Below are 16,213 nucleotides of genomic sequence, written 5' to 3'. Positions count from 1 at the left end.
TCCTATATGATAAGGAGGAGGTAACTTTCGTTCGACTTTTAACACTTAACATTTGTAGTTGAATGTTAAATTTTATATAATGATAGTGTTTGTTTAGACTTATTAATCCTGTCATTAGTCAAACATTTTATAAGGAGGCTTTATGGAACAAAAAACATTACGGAAATTCTTATTTTTTAACTTTTTAATTATGACCGTCTTTAACTTCGCACACCCCGTGACTCCGCGGCTCATTAATGAATTAGAGTTACCCTCTTATATGTTCGGACTCTTCTTCGCCCTTATGTCAATTGGAAGCTATATCTTTTCTCCCATCTGGGGAAGCCTTTCAGATTATAAGGGACGAAAAAAGTTCCTAATGCTCGGGGTTTTAGGCTACGGCATGACGCAATTAGGATTTGGGCTGAGTCAATCGGCCATTACAATTTCTATCTTTCGTGTTCTTGGGGGAATCCTAAGTGTTAGTTACGTAGCGGTCATCATGGCCTGCATCAGCGATTTGTCGTCGGCAAAAGGTCGCGCAAAATCACTCGCCTATCTTGCAGCAACTACTTCAATGGGGGCAGCTGCCGGTTCAAATATTGGAGGATGGCTTGGAGCGACACATTACCAAAACAGTTTCATTGTACAGTTCATTTGTTGTATTTTATTAACAATCTGTCTCTTTTTCTTAACAGAGGATACCCTAGTCAATAAAAAAGAAGGAAAAACAACCCTCTCATTAAGCCACCTTACTTTTAAAAAATCTCAGATTGAATTTGGTCCACTATTGACCTCACTCATTCTAACCGTTGCATTAATGAACATTACAACAACAGCCTATAACTCAACCATCGGATACTTTGTTGAGTCAGATTTAAAGCTACCTACTCAATTAAACGGTCTTATCCTCAGTGTAGTTCCTATCTGCGCAGTTTTAGGAAATTTTCTTATTAGTCCTCGGCTTGCCAAAAAATACGATGAGTTTAAAACGCTAATCGTGATCATTGGATTAACAGCTACTTCGCTACTTGTATGGTCAGGCACAACAAACCTATTATTAACGTGCATTTGTTTGATGACCTTCTTTATCGTCATGCCCTTGGCACAACCTATTTATCAAAGTATGATTTCTAAGCAGGCCAAAAACAATGCAGGAGAAATCATGGGTATTCAAAACTCATCACGTTCTGTCGGAATGGTTATCGGATCATTAAGTGCCGGATTTCTATACGATTTAGGAAGTAAACTACCTTTCCTCATGGGAGGAATCACCGCTTTAATTGCCTGCTTGGTTTTAATCTTTCAACATCATCAACAAAAAAGACATTAGGAACTCTAATGTCTTTTTTTATATTCAAATCGGGATACAATTTCTTCCTCACTAAGGCCTAGCTCTAACACCCGATTAAGCTTTTTAACACAGTATGTATTGGGTGAATATTTGGGTGATTCAAAAATCCAGCGATCATCAAGTCCGAGGAGGCGACAAACAGCGAAGGCGATAGCCGCTGATCTGGATTCTCCCGTTGAACAATGAATAACAATCGTTTCCACCTGATCAAAATGATTTAAAATAAACTCGCCAATTCTTAGACAATCCTCCTCTGATAGTAATGTCTGGTCACCGTGCACCTCATGGATATCATCAAAACTTACTGAAATCATATCAATAATTCGAGGATTTCTATAAAAATTGGGCGTAGGCGCGTGGGTCCCCAAAATTGAAACTAACAATGTAACCTCCATCCACTGGTTATAACTCCATTCCTCTGCCTCTTTCTGACTCATGATTTTAATTTCCACGATAGTCCCCCCTCTTCTTTATCCCCCAGTTTCAAGATATGCCGGTGGCGATTTCTTTTTTATCAAAACCCCTTATGCTTACTAAAAATAGTCGGTCTATCCCGTTCATCACATAACGACGTTTTTATCAAGAATGGGATGCTTTTACTCACGCTATTTTATTATCAATCCCATCGGCGTTAAAAAAATAAACATCTTCTTCTCTTTTTTCCTTTAAACCAATATTCCATGATCCTCATGGTCATTCATATTTTCGAGCTTTAAACGACCTACCTCAATCTTCCGTCCATTAGGAAATTCATAATAAAGGATTCGTTGCTCGCCAGGCATAAAGGGAGATACGCTAAATGTAATAGCAAACTTATGACTTTGAGGAACAAGTTCACTATATTTTCCTAGATAATGAAGGTGATTAATCTCCTCGTCCTTATAAACATCTTTTGAGACCGTCGTTACTGGACTATCATCCCCTAATTTAAAATTATATGCGCTAACTAAGGCTCCCTCCGCACTCGCTTCCAAAACCTTAATGGCGACGACAACCGTCCATTCGTCCTTCTGCTCATAATACCCCCAATCCCAATAACTCGTCTCATCAAATTTTGATAAAACCAACTCAAAATTATTCGATAACTCATCGGTTGTTACTCCACCAACAGGTGAGGGATCAGGTTGCTCCAACCAGCTAATTTCCTTAATCAGTATGCATGAAAATATAATAACCGCGACAACCTTTAAAAGAATGATTAACACTTTTTGACCTCGGTTTTCCTTTACAGAACAAGCTGTAAGATCAATACGACTTTCCACAATACATTCAAATGCCTCCGCCCATTGCAATAACCTTTCATCCTGCGAAGAATCATGATTCTGCTTTAAAAAGTCGTCTACTAAACATTCATAAACATTTTCTATCTCTTCAAGCGACATCGTCGGGGTTACCCCAAGAATTTCATACGCATGCTTCACATCCTCCATCAATCCCCCAACTCCTTCATTTCCCCATTTAACTCATTTCATCATATGTTTTTTTCATAAAATAAATGTTATTTCCTAAAAGAAAATCATCGAAAATCGCACTTAAACACTTAGTTAACGTATTAAAGTAATTAAAAAAGGATGCCAAGGCACCCTCTCTTAATCATGTGTTATATTCATAGGTATGGATAACGGTACCATCCACCGTAATAGGGATATCCTCCCCATCCCCATCCTCCATAATAAGGGTATCCTCCCCATCCCCATCCTCCACCGAAGAATGGATAACCAAAACCACCAATAAAGAATCTTTCATCTTGTACGCCTCTTGCAGCATAAGGATTCACATAAGCACCTGGATAAGGAGGAACCGCACAAGGATTCATATAGTGACTTGGATAAGGGGCCGCTCCCGATAAGCATCCCGCCTGATACGGAGGATACATCATCGATGGCGTTGCTGGAAACGGATATGGTGCCTGTTGGGCAACTTGTGAAGTGTTACTAGTCGCCTCATCTGGCTTTTTATAAACCGTTTCATTAACCGATACTTGACACTGCTCAACCGTTTTTGCTACGCCCCCAACTTCGACTTTAACACCATCATTTGGGGCAGTTGGCGTTTCTTCTTTTAAAGGCTTTAATGGAATCGGTTTTACTTCTTCCTTTTGCGTCACCTCTTGGTGAGCGGGCGACACTTGAACCTGACTCTGTTGAACATTTTGGACCACAACAGCTTCTGCCGCAGGGGCTTGAGTCGGTTTTAGTTCAATCGGATTAGTGTCTAAATTAGGGTAATATTTTTGGATATGTTGTGCGACATTAGATTCTTCTTTACGAACAGGTGAAGGAACTTTGACTTTTAACCCAGGAACAAGGCCAGCTAAGTGATTAATATGGGTATTCATCCCGATTAAATCCTGAACACTGACATTGTATTTTTCAGCAATAGACTGAAATGTATCATTTCTTTGCACAATGTGGATTTTCATAAGCCTGATTCTCCTCTCTACATCATCTCCCTACAATATATGATGACATTTTTATGAATATAACAAACTTATACCAACAGCGTATTTTTCTATTTTCACCCCATTAACTTCTAAATCTAGAATCTTTACTTCGACCCACTTATGTCAGTTCCCCTTTTTAGAAGAAAAAGAAAACTTGATCACACATCATTTCTTTTCCTAATGTCAAACTTCCTTAAAAAGTTGATCCGATAATGAAAAAAGATGATAGACCTTGAATCTTTAGATCCTCATAGATTCCTTGAGATAGAAAAACACTTTCTCAAACGAGAAGCGATTCAAGCGTTCGCATCTAACTCCCTGACATAAAAACAATCCCTTCATATAGGATACTTCCAACACCCCATACATTTTTCATTGGAAAAAGGGAGAACTTAACACCATCATAATTTTCAACGCCTAAAGCATAGCGCTTAAGAGTGAACCTTTAAAATTAAGCTAACATTATCAAGTGACACAGCATCATTTAACTTGAGGACAAAAAGATGAATACTCGATAAGCCTATAACCTTTTAAAATTCCTTTGCTGGCTCGCGGTCCCACCTTTACTCATATTTTAATGGGAAACTTCCCCTTGCCACCCCGATATTTTGCTAAAAGATCCATTCCCTATCTTTTTATTTCCTAACGAAAAAAGGTCCCCTCATTAGGGAACCTAGTATAGAAATAATAAATAAATTAATCTTTAAATTCAAATTCAAAGTTAAGGATACGAACAAGATTTCCATCCTCCACCCCAAGATCACGTAACGCCTGATCGACACCAAGCTGGCGTAACTGACGAGCAAAACGCATAACAGAAGCTTCTCGGTTGAAATCTGTTTGATGGAAAATTCTTTCCACATGCGGTCCAGAAACCACATAAACCCCATCATCTCCAAGAGAAATATGAAACTTCGCTTCTTCAGGTGTGAATTTATATGTAACTGATTGTTCCATTTCTTCCTCATCATATAATGGGAATTGTGGCGTTGTTTCCAATAAATCAGCCGTTTTATAGAGTAACTGATCAATTCCTTGACGTGTTGCAGCCGAAATTTCAATAATCGTCATATCGTCTCCAACTTTTTCCTTGAATGCTTTTAAATTTTCCTCTGCATCCCCAATATCCATTTTATTGGCAACAATAATTTGAGGACGTTCCATCAATTTATAGCGATATTGTGCAAGTTCATTATTAATAGTTACATAGTCTTCGTATGGGTCGCGTCCTTCCATTCCAGACATATCAATAACGTGTAAAATAACACGTGTACGCTCAATATGGCGTAAAAATTGATGTCCAAGCCCTGCCCCAGTTGCAGCACCTTCAATTAATCCCGGTAAATCTGCCATGACAAACGAACGACCATCTGGAACACGAACAACTCCTAAATTAGGAACAAGCGTTGTAAAGTGATAAGCTGCAATTTTAGGTTTACATGCTGATACAACAGAAATCAATGTCGATTTACCAACACTTGGGAACCCAACTAATCCGACATCTGCTAACACTTTTAATTCAACACGAATTTCTCGTTTTTGTCCAAGTTCACCATTTTCAGCAAGCTCAGGAGCCGTATTACGCGGAGTAGCAAAGTGAATATTTCCACGTCCACCGCGTCCTCCCTTAGCAATAATCGCACGCTGACCATTTTCAGTTAAATCAGCGATAATCAGATTCGTACTATTATCATAAACAATAGTCCCAACAGGAACTTTAATAATTAAATCATCAGAATTTTTTCCGTGGCAACTTTTTGCCATTCCGTTCTCACCATTTTTCGCCTGTAAGACACGGTTATAACGTAAATCCAATAGTGTCGACAATCCCTCATCCGCAACGAAGATGACACTACCTCCGTTTCCTCCGTCACCACCTGCAGGACCACCATTGGCAATATATTTTTCACGACGGAAGGCTACGGCACCATTTCCACCATTACCAGCCGCCACTTTTAATTTGACTTGATCGATAAACAAGTGTATCCCTCAATTCTATTCATTGAAATGGTTCTTCATTTCAACGTAGTATTCTTCAACATGTACCTCATAAATATTTTCAACGTAAGAGATCAACGAAGTAAATAACCCCAAACCTTCTGGCACAGACTTAGCATGCGATGAATAGAGTAGACTAAACTACTCTTTAAAAATTTCAAGAACGAAAACAATCCATCACTTTTCCTATATATGAAAATAAGAGTGCTATTTATATAACAAAAAATCAGCTAAAACTCCATGCCATACCCGAAGACACACTCCTGTACCTTAGAATGCGCATCATTGAGTCAAGCAAAAATAACATAGGTTATAAACGTCTTGCTATCCTCTACTAATATCTTCGGAAAACTTTTTAATCGGCATGCCCTATCTAGACTTTAATCTAATCATAAAAATAAACGGTTATAGGCTATTTATACTTCCCTCAAATAGGATTGAAAATAATCTAATTCGGTCTATATATAGTATTAAAATAAACTTATAAACTCATACGAAAAAAAGGCATAAAAAATAATCCCCTAATCGGCTGATCAGGGGATTGATTAAATCGATTACTTAGCTTCTGGGTATACAGAAACTTGTTTTTTGTCACGTCCTAAACGTTCGTATTTAACAACACCATCGATTTTACAGAATAAAGTGTGATCCACACCCATACCTACGTTTGTTCCTGGATAAATTTTAGTTCCGCGTTGACGATAGATAATTGATCCTGCAGAAGCATATTGTCCATCAGCTAATTTAGCTCCTAAACGTTTAGACTCAGAGTCACGACCGTTCTTTGTAGAACCAACACCTTTTTTAGATGCGAAAAATTGTAAATTTAACTTTAACATTGGGCCACCTCCTACTTATTTTCTATAACTGTTAAGTATTTAAATTGTTCTTCTTCAATTGTGTGCAAAGAAGTAATCATTCCATAGATTAGCGTTTGAGCAGCTTCACTAGTTGGAAGATTTTCAACTAATAAATAACCATCTTCCATTTTTATGCTAAGTTCTGATTCATCTAAGTTGATAATGGAATTTGTTAAGCCAAATGTTACTGCACTCACCGCAGCGCAGACTAAATCTTCACCGGGTTCACCTGCAAATGCATGGCCGCTAATTTCATATGACTCAACTTTATTATTTTTATAGTGAAAATTGGCTGTAATCATCGTCGATTTAATTAAGCGTTAATTGCTTCGATAACAACTTTAGTGTATGGTTGACGGTGACCTTGTTTCTTTTTGTAACCTTTTTTAGGTTTGTATTTGAACACAATAATTTTTTCACCTTTACCGTGTTTTTCAACCTTTGCAGTTACAGTTGCACCTTCTACTAATGGAGCACCAACTTTTGCGTTTTCTCCACCAACGAATAATACTTCGTCGAAAGTAACAACATCACCTTCAGCAACATTTAATTTTTCAATGTAGATTGCTTGACCTACTTCAACTTTTAATTGTTTACCACCAGTTTTAATAATAGCGTACATTACCTGCACCTCCTTAAAATTTAACTAAGACTCGCCATTTAAGGTATACAAGTTGTATTTAAACCTTATCCGTGCGGTTGTAGTACCCTAAGGTGCTAACAACATAGTTCATTATAGCAAAGCAAAAATCATTCGTCAACGTTTTATAGCTGGTTATCTCTACCTTTTTCGATTTTTTCTTTGAACATATATACTAAATTTTACAGACTCCTTCAAACTTCCCTATAAAACATAGGCATCTCGTGTCTTTTCATCCCTTCTATGAACGTCTGCGATAAAAAGGTGCTGTAATTTCGCCTTTCTTCTATTAACTAAAAAAAGTATTAAGGTATTCCCTAACACCCTAATACTTTTTTTATCATCATTAGATCAACGGGCTTTAATAGAATATCATCCATCATCGCCTCTTGAAATTTTGAATCATCTTTTGATAACTGATTTGCCGTCAAGGCAATAATACGCCCCTCATATCCAATCTTTCTTAGTTGTTTTGATGCCTCATATCCATCCATAACCGGCATACAAATATCCATCACTACAACATCATAATTTGGGTTGTTCTCAATTTCCTTAATTGCTTCAATCCCACTTTCAAGTGTTTTTACTTTTTTGATGTCCATGACATCTAATATATCTTCCATCAACATTAAGTTAATCTCATTATCATCTACTACTAGTACGGAAATATCATCTGTCAATTGTGCCACCTTATGCTCCGCCTCCAACTTCATCTCATCTTGTCTCTCCTATTTTAGTCAGTTTTATAAGGAGCGTCAACACTTAGGACCGCATTTTCCTCATATTTTAACTTCAACCAGCTCGTCTCATCATGTAATCGGTGGTTAATTTGAAACGTGTTAAAATATCCACGATAAAAATTATCCTCCAAGGAATGATTCCTAAATTTAATAATTTTATTTGGTAAATCCACATTTGTATACATTCTTTTCTGTAATAAAAACCGTTGAAATAGGAAATAAATTTGTTTATTGTACTTAATCGTCGAATAAACAAGAAATGACATAACAAGATAGATTTGTCGAAAATCGTTAAAAAATGTTATGGCCATAAAAAGAACAATTAAGACTATATTTATTATCTTCATTATCTTTAAAACTACCTTATACGGAAAATAACAACACAAAAACGCATTTAATAACCGGCTTCCATCTAAAGGTGGTAATGGTGTCAAATTAAAAAAGATAACAAACAACTGACTTCCTATCGCATAATCATACAGCGTTAAATTAACATATGGACTTATCCTTTCACGGGCTAGAATTAAGAGTAAAAAACAAAGAAAATTAAAAACAATTCCCCCGCTACTTACAACAAAATCTTCCACATTCGATTTATTTAATTCTCCCTGGAATTCCATAATGCCTCCGAAGGCAAAGAATTTTATTCGTTCAAACCTCCAGTTATAAAAAGCGGCCATCATTAGATGACCACACTCATGAACTAAAATAGTTAGAGCAAATATAATATATTCATTTAAATATCCAAGAAAAATTGCGAGTAAGGTCATCGCATAAAAAGAAGGATCAAACTTTATTCGTTTTGGACGCATCATTAAGCCCCCCTATTTATTGCAATGATTTTAAGTAATCCATAATATCTTGGTACTCTCCCTCCTCATTTTTTAATGATAAATAATAAAACGCCTCTTCTTCAAAATCTGTCCCCGGTAGCTCTAAAACCGAACCAACGCCAAGCTCGTCACCCACCTTAATGTGTTGATACTGACTAACTCCCCTATTTTCTAAAAAGCCAATCGTTAGGACCCATTCATCTGGTAGTTGGACATTAACATAATTACCTATCTTCTCATCGACACCTAAGTTCAAAACAATTCCCGATACAAAGCTTCTAATCGATTCTGTCTGTTTAGCCTGAATCACCACTCCATCTTCGTAGTCCTTTAAAGCCACATTATTAGTCGCCTTTTTAATCGCCTTTTTCAAATTAAACTCTGTATCTTTTTCATCGTTAGACGCCACCTGATTTCCTGACTCATCCATGGTTGATGATACGCCACCATTCACTGCCGCTACCTCTTCATCGCTCGGTAATTTAAATTCAAACGGCAACATATTTGACAAGAAGTTCTGATACATTTTTTCGTATTTGGCAAATGGAAAATTTCCCATGACCGAACTCTTTACAGTCTCGTACATCGTTGTGTTTGGAAGCTTTTGAATAACTAAGATTCCCATTAACACACATAAACAAATCATCGATTGACACATAAAACGTCTAATGAACCACGTTCCTTCATCTTCCTTTCTCCTTTGTCTATAATAAGCAGCAGAATGCTGAATCTGCTTATTACCATGAGCCGATCGATAAGATGAATGCTTTTTTTTATAATTGGCCACGATATTTCCCCCTCACTTTTTTCATCTGTGCGACTTGTTCATTGCATCATATGAGTATAGCGTAAAAGTTAGAACATTCGAGAGAGGCTTGCACTCTTTTTACAATCGACAGAAAAAAAACGAACCCTCAACAATTAGTTTTTTTAGTCTAATCGTCGGGGGTCCGCTCAAGATTCGTTTCTTTTTAGTTAAAAATCATTCAAAACCTTTTTTTGATAAATTTTAAATTGAAATTTCAACATGGGGTAGAGAACAATCGTCACTAGCATATTAAAAAAAGCCGTTGGAATTAAAATATATTTGATAAAAGTCCACGTTGACATATTAGTTGCTTTCATCGTATTCACAATAAAATAAACGATGGATTCCTCTCCCATAACCAAGATAGCGACCATCGCCATCATCGACAGCAAATTAATCGGCATGGTTTGAGAAACAAACCTCACCATAATAAACGTTAGAATAGGAAACAAACAAGTATATAAACCAATTAAATCCGCGTAACACACATCATAAAGAAAGCCGAAAATAAAAGCGAAAATAAAAGGTCTAATTCCCTTATCATAAAAAGTAAAAAAAGCTAAACAGATTAAAAAGACATTGGGAATTGCCCAGTAATAGCTAACAATAGGGTCAATGGGCAAAAAACTGACTAATAGATTATCCATGACAAAACAGGTCACAAACGTAATAATTAATCTACTCATGATCTATCGTCACCGCCTCACGCGCTACAACAATTACATAATCCATATTATCGTAATTTTTTTCTCCTTTTAAGTACAACGTTTGGGTTAATCCATCTTTACTAACCTCTATGCGATCCACGTAACCGATTAAAAGTGATTTAGGATATACACCACCTAATCCACTCGTAATTACCTTATCCCCTTTATCCACTTTTACATCTTTTGATACCTGAGTCATCACTAATTCGTCAGTTGTATAATCATAACCTTCCACGGTTCCAATAGAACCCTCTTTCCCATCGATAATAGCCGAAACTTTACTTCCAAAATCTTGATTCTTAATTAACTTAACTTTAGATGAAAAATCAGTAACTGAGATAATTTTACCAATGAGAAATCCCTCTTTTGATAACACGGCCATATTCTCTTTCATCCCCTGTTTACTTCCTTTATTAATAAAAATAAAGTCGTGCCACTGGTCAACATTACGCATCACCGTTGTCGCATTAATCGTTTCATACGCAACTAAAGACGTTCCCGTCTGTTGTAAATCTTCTAATGAAGCCAACTGTTCCTCTAACTGATGCGTATAAACCTCTAATGATTCGTACTGATACATCTGTTGTTTTAACATTTTATTCTCTTCGTATGTATGAAAGAGGTCATTCAAATTGACAAAGAAACGTTTGAAGCCCTCAACTATTCCCGTATAACCGGTTTGAACAACAACCATCCCATCCTTAATCAATCGCTGAGGAATAGACCCACGAGTCTCCTGATGCATCGTATATCCAACCGTAATAAGCGTCATAAATACTAAAACAATAATCAAAAATACCTTTAAATGATTAACACCCTTCATTTAACCACATCCTACGTCTTTACAATAATCTAATCCATATTGCCTATTATATATAATTGATAAGTCTGAAACAAGAGCCTTTCCTCACATAAAACGTCATAAATAATGTTTTTCACACAATTTACATGAGATCGAGGCGAGGTTAAAAAAGAAGTATCTCCTTTTATTTAAAATCCTTTTTTAAAATGAAGTAAGTCTCGCAATCTACCCATCCACGCCTTTCAGTCAACACGGCACGACGAATATATTTATCACGCGTCATTCCAATCTTTTGCATCACTCGCTCAGAAGCTTTATTCAAAACATCATACTTCGCTGTCACTACATCAACTCCCACATCAAAAAAGGCAAAGCTTAATACACAATGGGCGGCTTCAGTAGCTAACCCCTTATTCCAATAATTTTTTGCTAAACAATATCCTAACTCGCAATAAAACTTTCTTCCTCGTCGATGAAATTGAAAAAGTGAGATTGAACCAATCACTTCTTGATTTTCACGATCAACAATCGCCCATTGGTAGGTATCCTTTAATTGATAGGCCCGCTCCCAACTTTCTAAAATGCGTTGCGTCATCTCTACGTTTTCATGCGGCGCCCAAGCCACAAACTTTGCCACCTCTTCATCACTACTCCAATTATTAAATACCATCTGAGCATCACTCACCTCAAAGCGTCTTAAATATAACCTCGGCGTGTGTAATGGACATGTTCCTATATGCTTCATTTAAAACTCTCCCCTCTAAACATGACATCCATGAAAGTTTCTCACTCATCATAAAATTTATGACTATAAACAATCCAAATTCCTATATAAACGTTAAAATGAGATTTCCATCAATCACATCATTTTATATTCTATGCCAAACGTGGGCATTCAACCATCAATATTACCTCTTCCTCTAAATAAATAAGCCCCCCCCTCTTCTTCCGTCCACTAATAGCTACTTTTATTTCTATAACTATAAATTTATCGTATAAACACTTTTTATAATAGGAAAACTATGACTAAGATTCGATTATCTTGGGAAGGAATAACTGTATGTCACCATTGGAACATTTTATTGAACAATTTTTACCTTATATTATTCAAATCCTTGAAGCCATGGGCATTTTCATCATTACGCTCGGCGCATTCCGTGCGTTCTATCATTACATGAAAACACTTATTTTCAAGGACCATTATCCGACAAAACACCAATTTGCTAACTCAATGGCAACCGGTCTTGAGTTTAAATTAGCAGCCGAGATTTTAAAAACAGTACTTATCCAAAGTCTTAATGAACTTATCATTCTCGGATCTATTTTCCTACTTCGTGTCCTGATGACCATTGTTATTGAATGGGAAATTCGTCAGGATGAAAAACAGAAGCACCTTCATGAAAACAAAGAATAAAAAGAAAACTCGTAGCGATTATCTCACTGAATAGTGATTAACCTACGAGTTTCTTTCATTAAAGGTATCCTTTTTCCTTTAAACTTGTAAATTGATTATCTCCAATAATAAGATGATCAAGCAATCTAATTCCTATCAATTCCCCTGCCTCATACAACCGATGGGTTAGCTGAATGTCTTGTTGAGATGGGGTGGCATCCCCACTCGGATGATTATGAGCACAAATAACAGAAGCAGATGATCGCTTAATCGCCTCTTTAAAAACCTCCCTCGGATGAACAATAGCCTTATTTAAAGATCCAATAAAAATCGTCTTCTGACCAATAATATAATTTTTAGTATCCAAAAATAAGACAATAAAATGTTCTTGTGTTAAATGTTTCATATCCGCTGCTAAAAAAGAGACACAATCCTCAGGAGACAAAATAGAATCTTGTTTAATATGACTCGCTTTACTAATTCGTTTTCCAAGTTCGATACTTGCCAAAATCTGAATAGCCTTGCTTTCCCCGATTCCCTGAATACTCATTAACTCTTCAACCGTCATTTCATTTAGAAACTTCAAGCCCTCAGACTGCCTTAAAAGTTTCTGCGCGATAGCTAATGCCGATTGACCTTTACTTCCCGTTCGAAGTAAAATGGCCAACAATTCTGCATTAGATAAATAATGTGCGCCCTCCAATAATAATCGCTCTCTCGGTCGTTCTTCGTAGGGTAAATCACGGATCATAAACGATTCCATTTTGAATTAATCACATCCTATTCTTATCCATTTAACCATTGATAAATTTCTAATAACATCTTTTGTCGCTCAGGCGAGTTTGCTTCAAAAGATGAGGTAGCGAGTGTCACATAGTACCCCCAGATATGCATCTCATCATCTGTAAACGTTTGGATAAACTCTGCATCCATCTCATATGGCCGTTGTTTAACTGCCTGAACAAAGTAATTCCATTTTAAGTCATCTAGAGGAACCTCAACTTCCTTGATAAAGGAGTCAATTTTCTTTTCTGTTAGCTGTTCCTTAACCGGTGCTAGACTATCCTTTGTCCCGCCAATATAAGAAAATACCGAGTATTTTCCATCCACCTTTAAAATTCCATAATTGTAACCAATTTGTTTTAACTCCCCTGCCAGGTTCAACACATTATCATATGTTTCATAAACCCCATGCTGCATAATAAAAATTTTATTTTCAGCAACCTTTTCTTCCTTTTTATCTTTTTTATCGCCGTCCTTACTCGCTTCCTTTTCTTCTTGTGAATCACTTGCAGGATTTGTCTCATCATTCTTAACTTCTACGACTTCTTTTGAATCATCCGTACGAACTAAGAACGTATCAAGTGCCTTCCCAAACGACAATCCTAGCACCGTAAAAATCACTGTTAATAAAATAAACGGCCGTGCCTTTTTAAAATCAATCTTCGAAATAATAGTCTTTAATTTCTTTCCTTTCATCTCATTCCCACCTATCATCTTCACTCATTACTTCTAATATTACTACGTCTATATTGTTGTTTCATCATATCAGATGACAATCAAGAAAATTGTCTAAATCTCAAGCACATACTAATTTTCGCACCTCTGAAATAAAGTACAATGATCCTGTAATGACTAAGCAATCCCCCTCGCCAAGTCTTCCCATTACAGATTCAGTCAACCCTTTAAAATCTTCCTCATAGCTAGCATTTGATCGATTAAACAACTCATATTGCGCACGTGCTGACTGGGCACGCGGATAATCAAAGGTCGTAAAATAGACCTCATCGGCCACATCAGCCAAAAATTTGAACATTTCATGAGCATCCTTATCCTTAAGAATACTTACGATAAAGATCTTTCGTTTCATAGGATAAAGTTTCGAAAGGGTCTCACACAAATTTTTCATCCCTTCTACGTTATGCGCCCCGTCTAAAATAACCGGTGGATGTTGTCTCACCCTCTCAAAACGGCCAGCCCAAAAGGCCAATTTCATCCCCCTATATATATTTACGCTAGAAATATCCCATTTCCTTTTTTCTTTTAAAAATTTAAGGATGGCGTAAGCTAACGTCGCATTTTTAACCTGATGCTCCCCCTTCATAGATAATTGTACCCTGTTTAGAGAGGGCCAATCAAAAGTAACCCCATTTTCACTTAAGGAGATTTCGGTCGGTTGATAAAGTTCTAAAGCCTTAATAAGGGGGGATTGACGTTTAGCAGTTACCTCCTCAAATACTTTTAAAACTTCCTGATCTTCTTCCGTCGTAATAAGTGGCACCCCTTGCTTCACAATCCCTAACTTCTCATAGGCAATTTGAGTCCGTGCAGAGCCCAAGATCTGCTCATGATCCAAACCAATATTTGTAATACCACAAACCATCGGCTTAATCACATTTGTAGCATCTAAACGCCCCCCTAATCCAACTTCATAGATAACCACATCAACGTCGGCCTCTTCAAAATAAACAAAAGCAAGTAAGGTTATGATCTCAAACTCGGTAAACGGACCTAAATCAGATTGATTTATTAAATCAACAACTGAGTAAATTCGATTCGCACATTTAACAAGGTCTTCATCACTAATCGGTCTTCCATTTAATGAAATACGCTCATTAAACGTCTCAATATACGGAGACGTAAAGGTTCCTACACGATACCCTGCTTCCTCTAAAACACATCGCAAATAGGTAACCGTCGACCCTTTTCCATTTGTTCCTGCAATATGAATCGTCGGAACCTTTAAATGCGGCTGATTCAATTGTTTCAACGCTTCTTTCATTCGAGAAAGTCCCGGACGAATACCAAACCTTAACTGGCCATTAATCCAACCAATAACCTCGCTCCCATGTGTAAACATAACCATCACTTCCTTTATTGATATCTAGTTTCGATTAATTTTTATCCGTAAAATCCATTCTACATTCAGACAAGTACACTAAATTTCCTCTTCACTCATCTCGGGTTAGCGATAAAACATGAAAAGTTTTTTGGGCCCTATATCCTATTTTAACGTGACTGAGAGTGTCATTCCCCTTGATAAAACTTCCCCCGCCTTAATCGTCTGGGATGAAATAATCCCCTCTTCTCCCTTAACCTTAAGATTCAATTCATAATGATTAGCAAATTCCTCGACATCCTTTAAGTTCTTTCCAATAAAGTCTTCCATGATAGGCCGACCTTTAGAAACCTTCAATGTTAAAATTAATGGATCATTGCTAATTTTTGTTCGTGGTTTAATCGATTGTTCAATGACACAGTTTTGTATCACATCATAAGAATACTCCAAGTCGTAAATCATTAAAATATTTTCATGATCTTTTTCATACTGCATGACCTTCTTCGTCGACCATCCATGGAAATTTGGAATCGTATTGAGTCGGAGCGTTGCACTCACATTCATAAAAAGTGCAACAATAATACCAAGGCTTAATACGAGACAATAAAACCTTGCATTTAGCCGGTACTTTTTTCTTTTCTTTTTCATACCCTCACATCCTTATTCATTTAATTAGTTATCTTTTTAGTCATAAAGCGAAACTCACTTTCTACATCCTTTTCCTTTAATCATTATTTAAAAGGTTTTTTCTTATAAAAATATAGTCAGACTTATCTATAATTTTATCAACTAATGTAGCATTTTTAAAGGACTTCCC

General features: G+C 36.7%; 19 protein-coding genes and 1 other annotated feature. Of the genes, 2 read left to right on the top strand and 17 right to left on the bottom strand.

Annotated features, from left to right (window positions below; all coding sequences use genetic code 11):
- Positions 1–142: 142 nt before the first annotated feature.
- On the top strand, positions 143–1,312 hold the full coding sequence (locus AC6I0I_RS03210; RefSeq protein WP_161831597.1) for an MFS transporter: 1,170 nt from the start codon (positions 143–145) through the stop codon (positions 1,310–1,312).
- A gap of 5 nt (positions 1,313–1,317) precedes the next feature.
- On the opposite strand, the gene AC6I0I_RS03205 is transcribed toward AC6I0I_RS03210, so the two are convergent.
- From AC6I0I_RS03205 to AC6I0I_RS03145, 13 genes are all read right to left on the bottom strand, one after another.
- Complete coding sequence (locus AC6I0I_RS03205; RefSeq protein WP_161831596.1) at positions 1,318–1,785, bottom strand: hypothetical protein; 468 nt, start codon at positions 1,783–1,785, stop codon at positions 1,318–1,320.
- Between the two features lie 213 nt (positions 1,786–1,998).
- Positions 1,999–2,763 carry a hypothetical protein gene (locus tag AC6I0I_RS03200; protein WP_161831595.1) on the bottom strand — a complete coding sequence of 255 codons (765 nt, stop codon included), beginning with the start codon at positions 2,761–2,763 and terminating at the stop codon, positions 1,999–2,001.
- 176 nt (positions 2,764–2,939) lie between these two features.
- Positions 2,940–3,755, bottom strand: a complete 816-nt coding sequence (locus AC6I0I_RS03195; RefSeq protein WP_161831594.1) for a LysM peptidoglycan-binding domain-containing protein — start codon at positions 3,753–3,755, stop codon at positions 2,940–2,942.
- Positions 3,756–4,472: 717 nt separating this feature from the next.
- The gene (obgE, locus tag AC6I0I_RS03190; RefSeq protein ID WP_161831593.1) at positions 4,473–5,756 is read right to left on the bottom strand and encodes a GTPase ObgE; all 1,284 of its coding nucleotides are present in this window, start codon (positions 5,754–5,756) and stop codon (positions 4,473–4,475) included.
- Positions 5,757–6,328: 572 nt separating this feature from the next.
- Entirely contained in the window at positions 6,329–6,613 is a 285-nt protein-coding gene (rpmA, locus tag AC6I0I_RS03185; protein ID WP_161831592.1) for a 50S ribosomal protein L27, read from the bottom strand.
- 11 nt (positions 6,614–6,624) lie between these two features.
- On the bottom strand, positions 6,625–6,936 hold the full coding sequence (locus AC6I0I_RS03180) for a ribosomal-processing cysteine protease Prp (RefSeq protein ID WP_161831591.1): 312 nt from the start codon (positions 6,934–6,936) through the stop codon (positions 6,625–6,627).
- A gap of 11 nt (positions 6,937–6,947) precedes the next feature.
- Positions 6,948–7,256 carry a 50S ribosomal protein L21 gene (gene rplU / locus AC6I0I_RS03175; RefSeq protein WP_161831590.1) on the bottom strand — a complete coding sequence of 103 codons (309 nt, stop codon included), beginning with the start codon at positions 7,254–7,256 and terminating at the stop codon, positions 6,948–6,950.
- Between the two features lie 17 nt (positions 7,257–7,273).
- Positions 7,274–7,345: a sequence feature (ribosomal protein L21 leader region), on the bottom strand.
- Positions 7,346–7,591: 246 nt separating this feature from the next.
- A complete protein-coding gene (locus AC6I0I_RS03170) occupies positions 7,592–7,987 on the bottom strand; it encodes a response regulator (RefSeq protein ID WP_161831589.1) in 396 nt (131 codons plus the stop codon).
- Positions 7,988–8,007: 20 nt separating this feature from the next.
- Positions 8,008–8,826, bottom strand: a complete 819-nt coding sequence (locus AC6I0I_RS03165) for a site-2 protease family protein (RefSeq protein WP_262953456.1) — start codon at positions 8,824–8,826, stop codon at positions 8,008–8,010.
- Positions 8,827–8,842: 16 nt separating this feature from the next.
- Complete coding sequence (locus tag AC6I0I_RS03160; protein WP_262953457.1) at positions 8,843–9,634, bottom strand: peptidoglycan DD-metalloendopeptidase family protein; 792 nt, start codon at positions 9,632–9,634, stop codon at positions 8,843–8,845.
- A gap of 188 nt (positions 9,635–9,822) precedes the next feature.
- Positions 9,823–10,341 carry a rod shape-determining protein MreD gene (gene mreD, locus AC6I0I_RS03155; protein ID WP_262953458.1) on the bottom strand — a complete coding sequence of 173 codons (519 nt, stop codon included), beginning with the start codon at positions 10,339–10,341 and terminating at the stop codon, positions 9,823–9,825.
- Positions 10,334–11,185: a rod shape-determining protein MreC gene (mreC, locus tag AC6I0I_RS03150; RefSeq protein ID WP_262953459.1), complete on the bottom strand. Its 852-nt coding sequence runs from the start codon at positions 11,183–11,185 to the stop codon at positions 10,334–10,336. Before mreC ends, mreD begins: the two co-directional genes overlap by 8 nt.
- Positions 11,186–11,348: 163 nt before the next feature.
- Positions 11,349–11,909, bottom strand: a complete 561-nt coding sequence (locus tag AC6I0I_RS03145; RefSeq protein WP_161831584.1) for a GNAT family N-acetyltransferase — start codon at positions 11,907–11,909, stop codon at positions 11,349–11,351.
- Positions 11,910–12,224: 315 nt separating this feature from the next.
- Here AC6I0I_RS03145 and AC6I0I_RS03140 point away from each other — a divergent pair, with 315 nt between their 5' ends.
- On the top strand, positions 12,225–12,578 hold the full coding sequence (locus AC6I0I_RS03140; RefSeq protein ID WP_161831583.1) for a DUF1622 domain-containing protein: 354 nt from the start codon (positions 12,225–12,227) through the stop codon (positions 12,576–12,578).
- Between the two features lie 58 nt (positions 12,579–12,636).
- On the opposite strand, the gene radC is transcribed toward AC6I0I_RS03140, so the two are convergent.
- From radC to AC6I0I_RS03120, 4 genes are all read right to left on the bottom strand, one after another.
- Positions 12,637–13,320, bottom strand: a complete 684-nt coding sequence (radC, locus tag AC6I0I_RS03135; RefSeq protein ID WP_304940773.1) for a RadC family protein — start codon at positions 13,318–13,320, stop codon at positions 12,637–12,639.
- Positions 13,321–13,343: 23 nt separating this feature from the next.
- A complete protein-coding gene (locus tag AC6I0I_RS03130) occupies positions 13,344–14,036 on the bottom strand; it encodes a sporulation protein (RefSeq protein ID WP_202618720.1) in 693 nt (230 codons plus the stop codon).
- A gap of 100 nt (positions 14,037–14,136) precedes the next feature.
- Positions 14,137–15,417 (bottom strand): bifunctional folylpolyglutamate synthase/dihydrofolate synthase, encoded by a 1,281-nt coding sequence (locus AC6I0I_RS03125; protein ID WP_161831582.1) that lies wholly within the window; start codon positions 15,415–15,417, stop codon positions 14,137–14,139.
- Between the two features lie 144 nt (positions 15,418–15,561).
- Entirely contained in the window at positions 15,562–16,044 is a 483-nt protein-coding gene (locus tag AC6I0I_RS03120) for a PASTA domain-containing protein (RefSeq protein ID WP_161831581.1), read from the bottom strand.
- Between the last annotated feature and the right edge of the window lie 169 nt (positions 16,045–16,213).

The sequence above is a fragment of the Turicibacter sp. St.80E1 genome, from assembly GCF_059728495.1.
This window is presented reverse-complemented; position numbering and strand designations above follow the sequence as displayed.

What these genes read in the sequence shown, in the direction of transcription:
- AC6I0I_RS03210 (WP_161831597.1), top strand. Translation starts at nt 143, where the DNA reads ATGGAACAAAAAACATTACGGAAATTCTTATTTTTTAACTTTTTAATT.
- AC6I0I_RS03200 (WP_161831595.1), bottom strand. Translation starts at nt 2,763, where the DNA reads ATGGAGGATGTGAAGCATGCGTATGAAATTCTTGGGGTAACCCCGACG.
- AC6I0I_RS03195 (WP_161831594.1), bottom strand. Translation starts at nt 3,755, where the DNA reads ATGAAAATCCACATTGTGCAAAGAAATGATACATTTCAGTCTATTGCT.
- rpmA (WP_161831592.1), bottom strand. Translation starts at nt 6,613, where the DNA reads ATGTTAAAGTTAAATTTACAATTTTTCGCATCTAAAAAAGGTGTTGGT.
- AC6I0I_RS03180 (WP_161831591.1), bottom strand. Translation starts at nt 6,936, where the DNA reads ATGATTACAGCCAATTTTCACTATAAAAATAATAAAGTTGAGTCATAT.
- rplU (WP_161831590.1), bottom strand. Translation starts at nt 7,256, where the DNA reads ATGTACGCTATTATTAAAACTGGTGGTAAACAATTAAAAGTTGAAGTA.
- AC6I0I_RS03170 (WP_161831589.1), bottom strand. Translation starts at nt 7,987, where the DNA reads ATGAAGTTGGAGGCGGAGCATAAGGTGGCACAATTGACAGATGATATT.
- AC6I0I_RS03165 (WP_262953456.1), bottom strand. Translation starts at nt 8,826, where the DNA reads ATGCGTCCAAAACGAATAAAGTTTGATCCTTCTTTTTATGCGATGACC.
- mreD (WP_262953458.1), bottom strand. Translation starts at nt 10,341, where the DNA reads ATGAGTAGATTAATTATTACGTTTGTGACCTGTTTTGTCATGGATAAT.
- mreC (WP_262953459.1), bottom strand. Translation starts at nt 11,185, where the DNA reads ATGAAGGGTGTTAATCATTTAAAGGTATTTTTGATTATTGTTTTAGTA.
- AC6I0I_RS03145 (WP_161831584.1), bottom strand. Translation starts at nt 11,909, where the DNA reads ATGAAGCATATAGGAACATGTCCATTACACACGCCGAGGTTATATTTA.
- AC6I0I_RS03140 (WP_161831583.1), top strand. Translation starts at nt 12,225, where the DNA reads ATGTCACCATTGGAACATTTTATTGAACAATTTTTACCTTATATTATT.
- radC (WP_304940773.1), bottom strand. Translation starts at nt 13,320, where the DNA reads ATGGAATCGTTTATGATCCGTGATTTACCCTACGAAGAACGACCGAGA.
- AC6I0I_RS03130 (WP_202618720.1), bottom strand. Translation starts at nt 14,036, where the DNA reads ATGAAAGGAAAGAAATTAAAGACTATTATTTCGAAGATTGATTTTAAA.
- AC6I0I_RS03125 (WP_161831582.1), bottom strand. Translation starts at nt 15,417, where the DNA reads ATGTTTACACATGGGAGCGAGGTTATTGGTTGGATTAATGGCCAGTTA.
- AC6I0I_RS03120 (WP_161831581.1), bottom strand. Translation starts at nt 16,044, where the DNA reads ATGAAAAAGAAAAGAAAAAAGTACCGGCTAAATGCAAGGTTTTATTGT.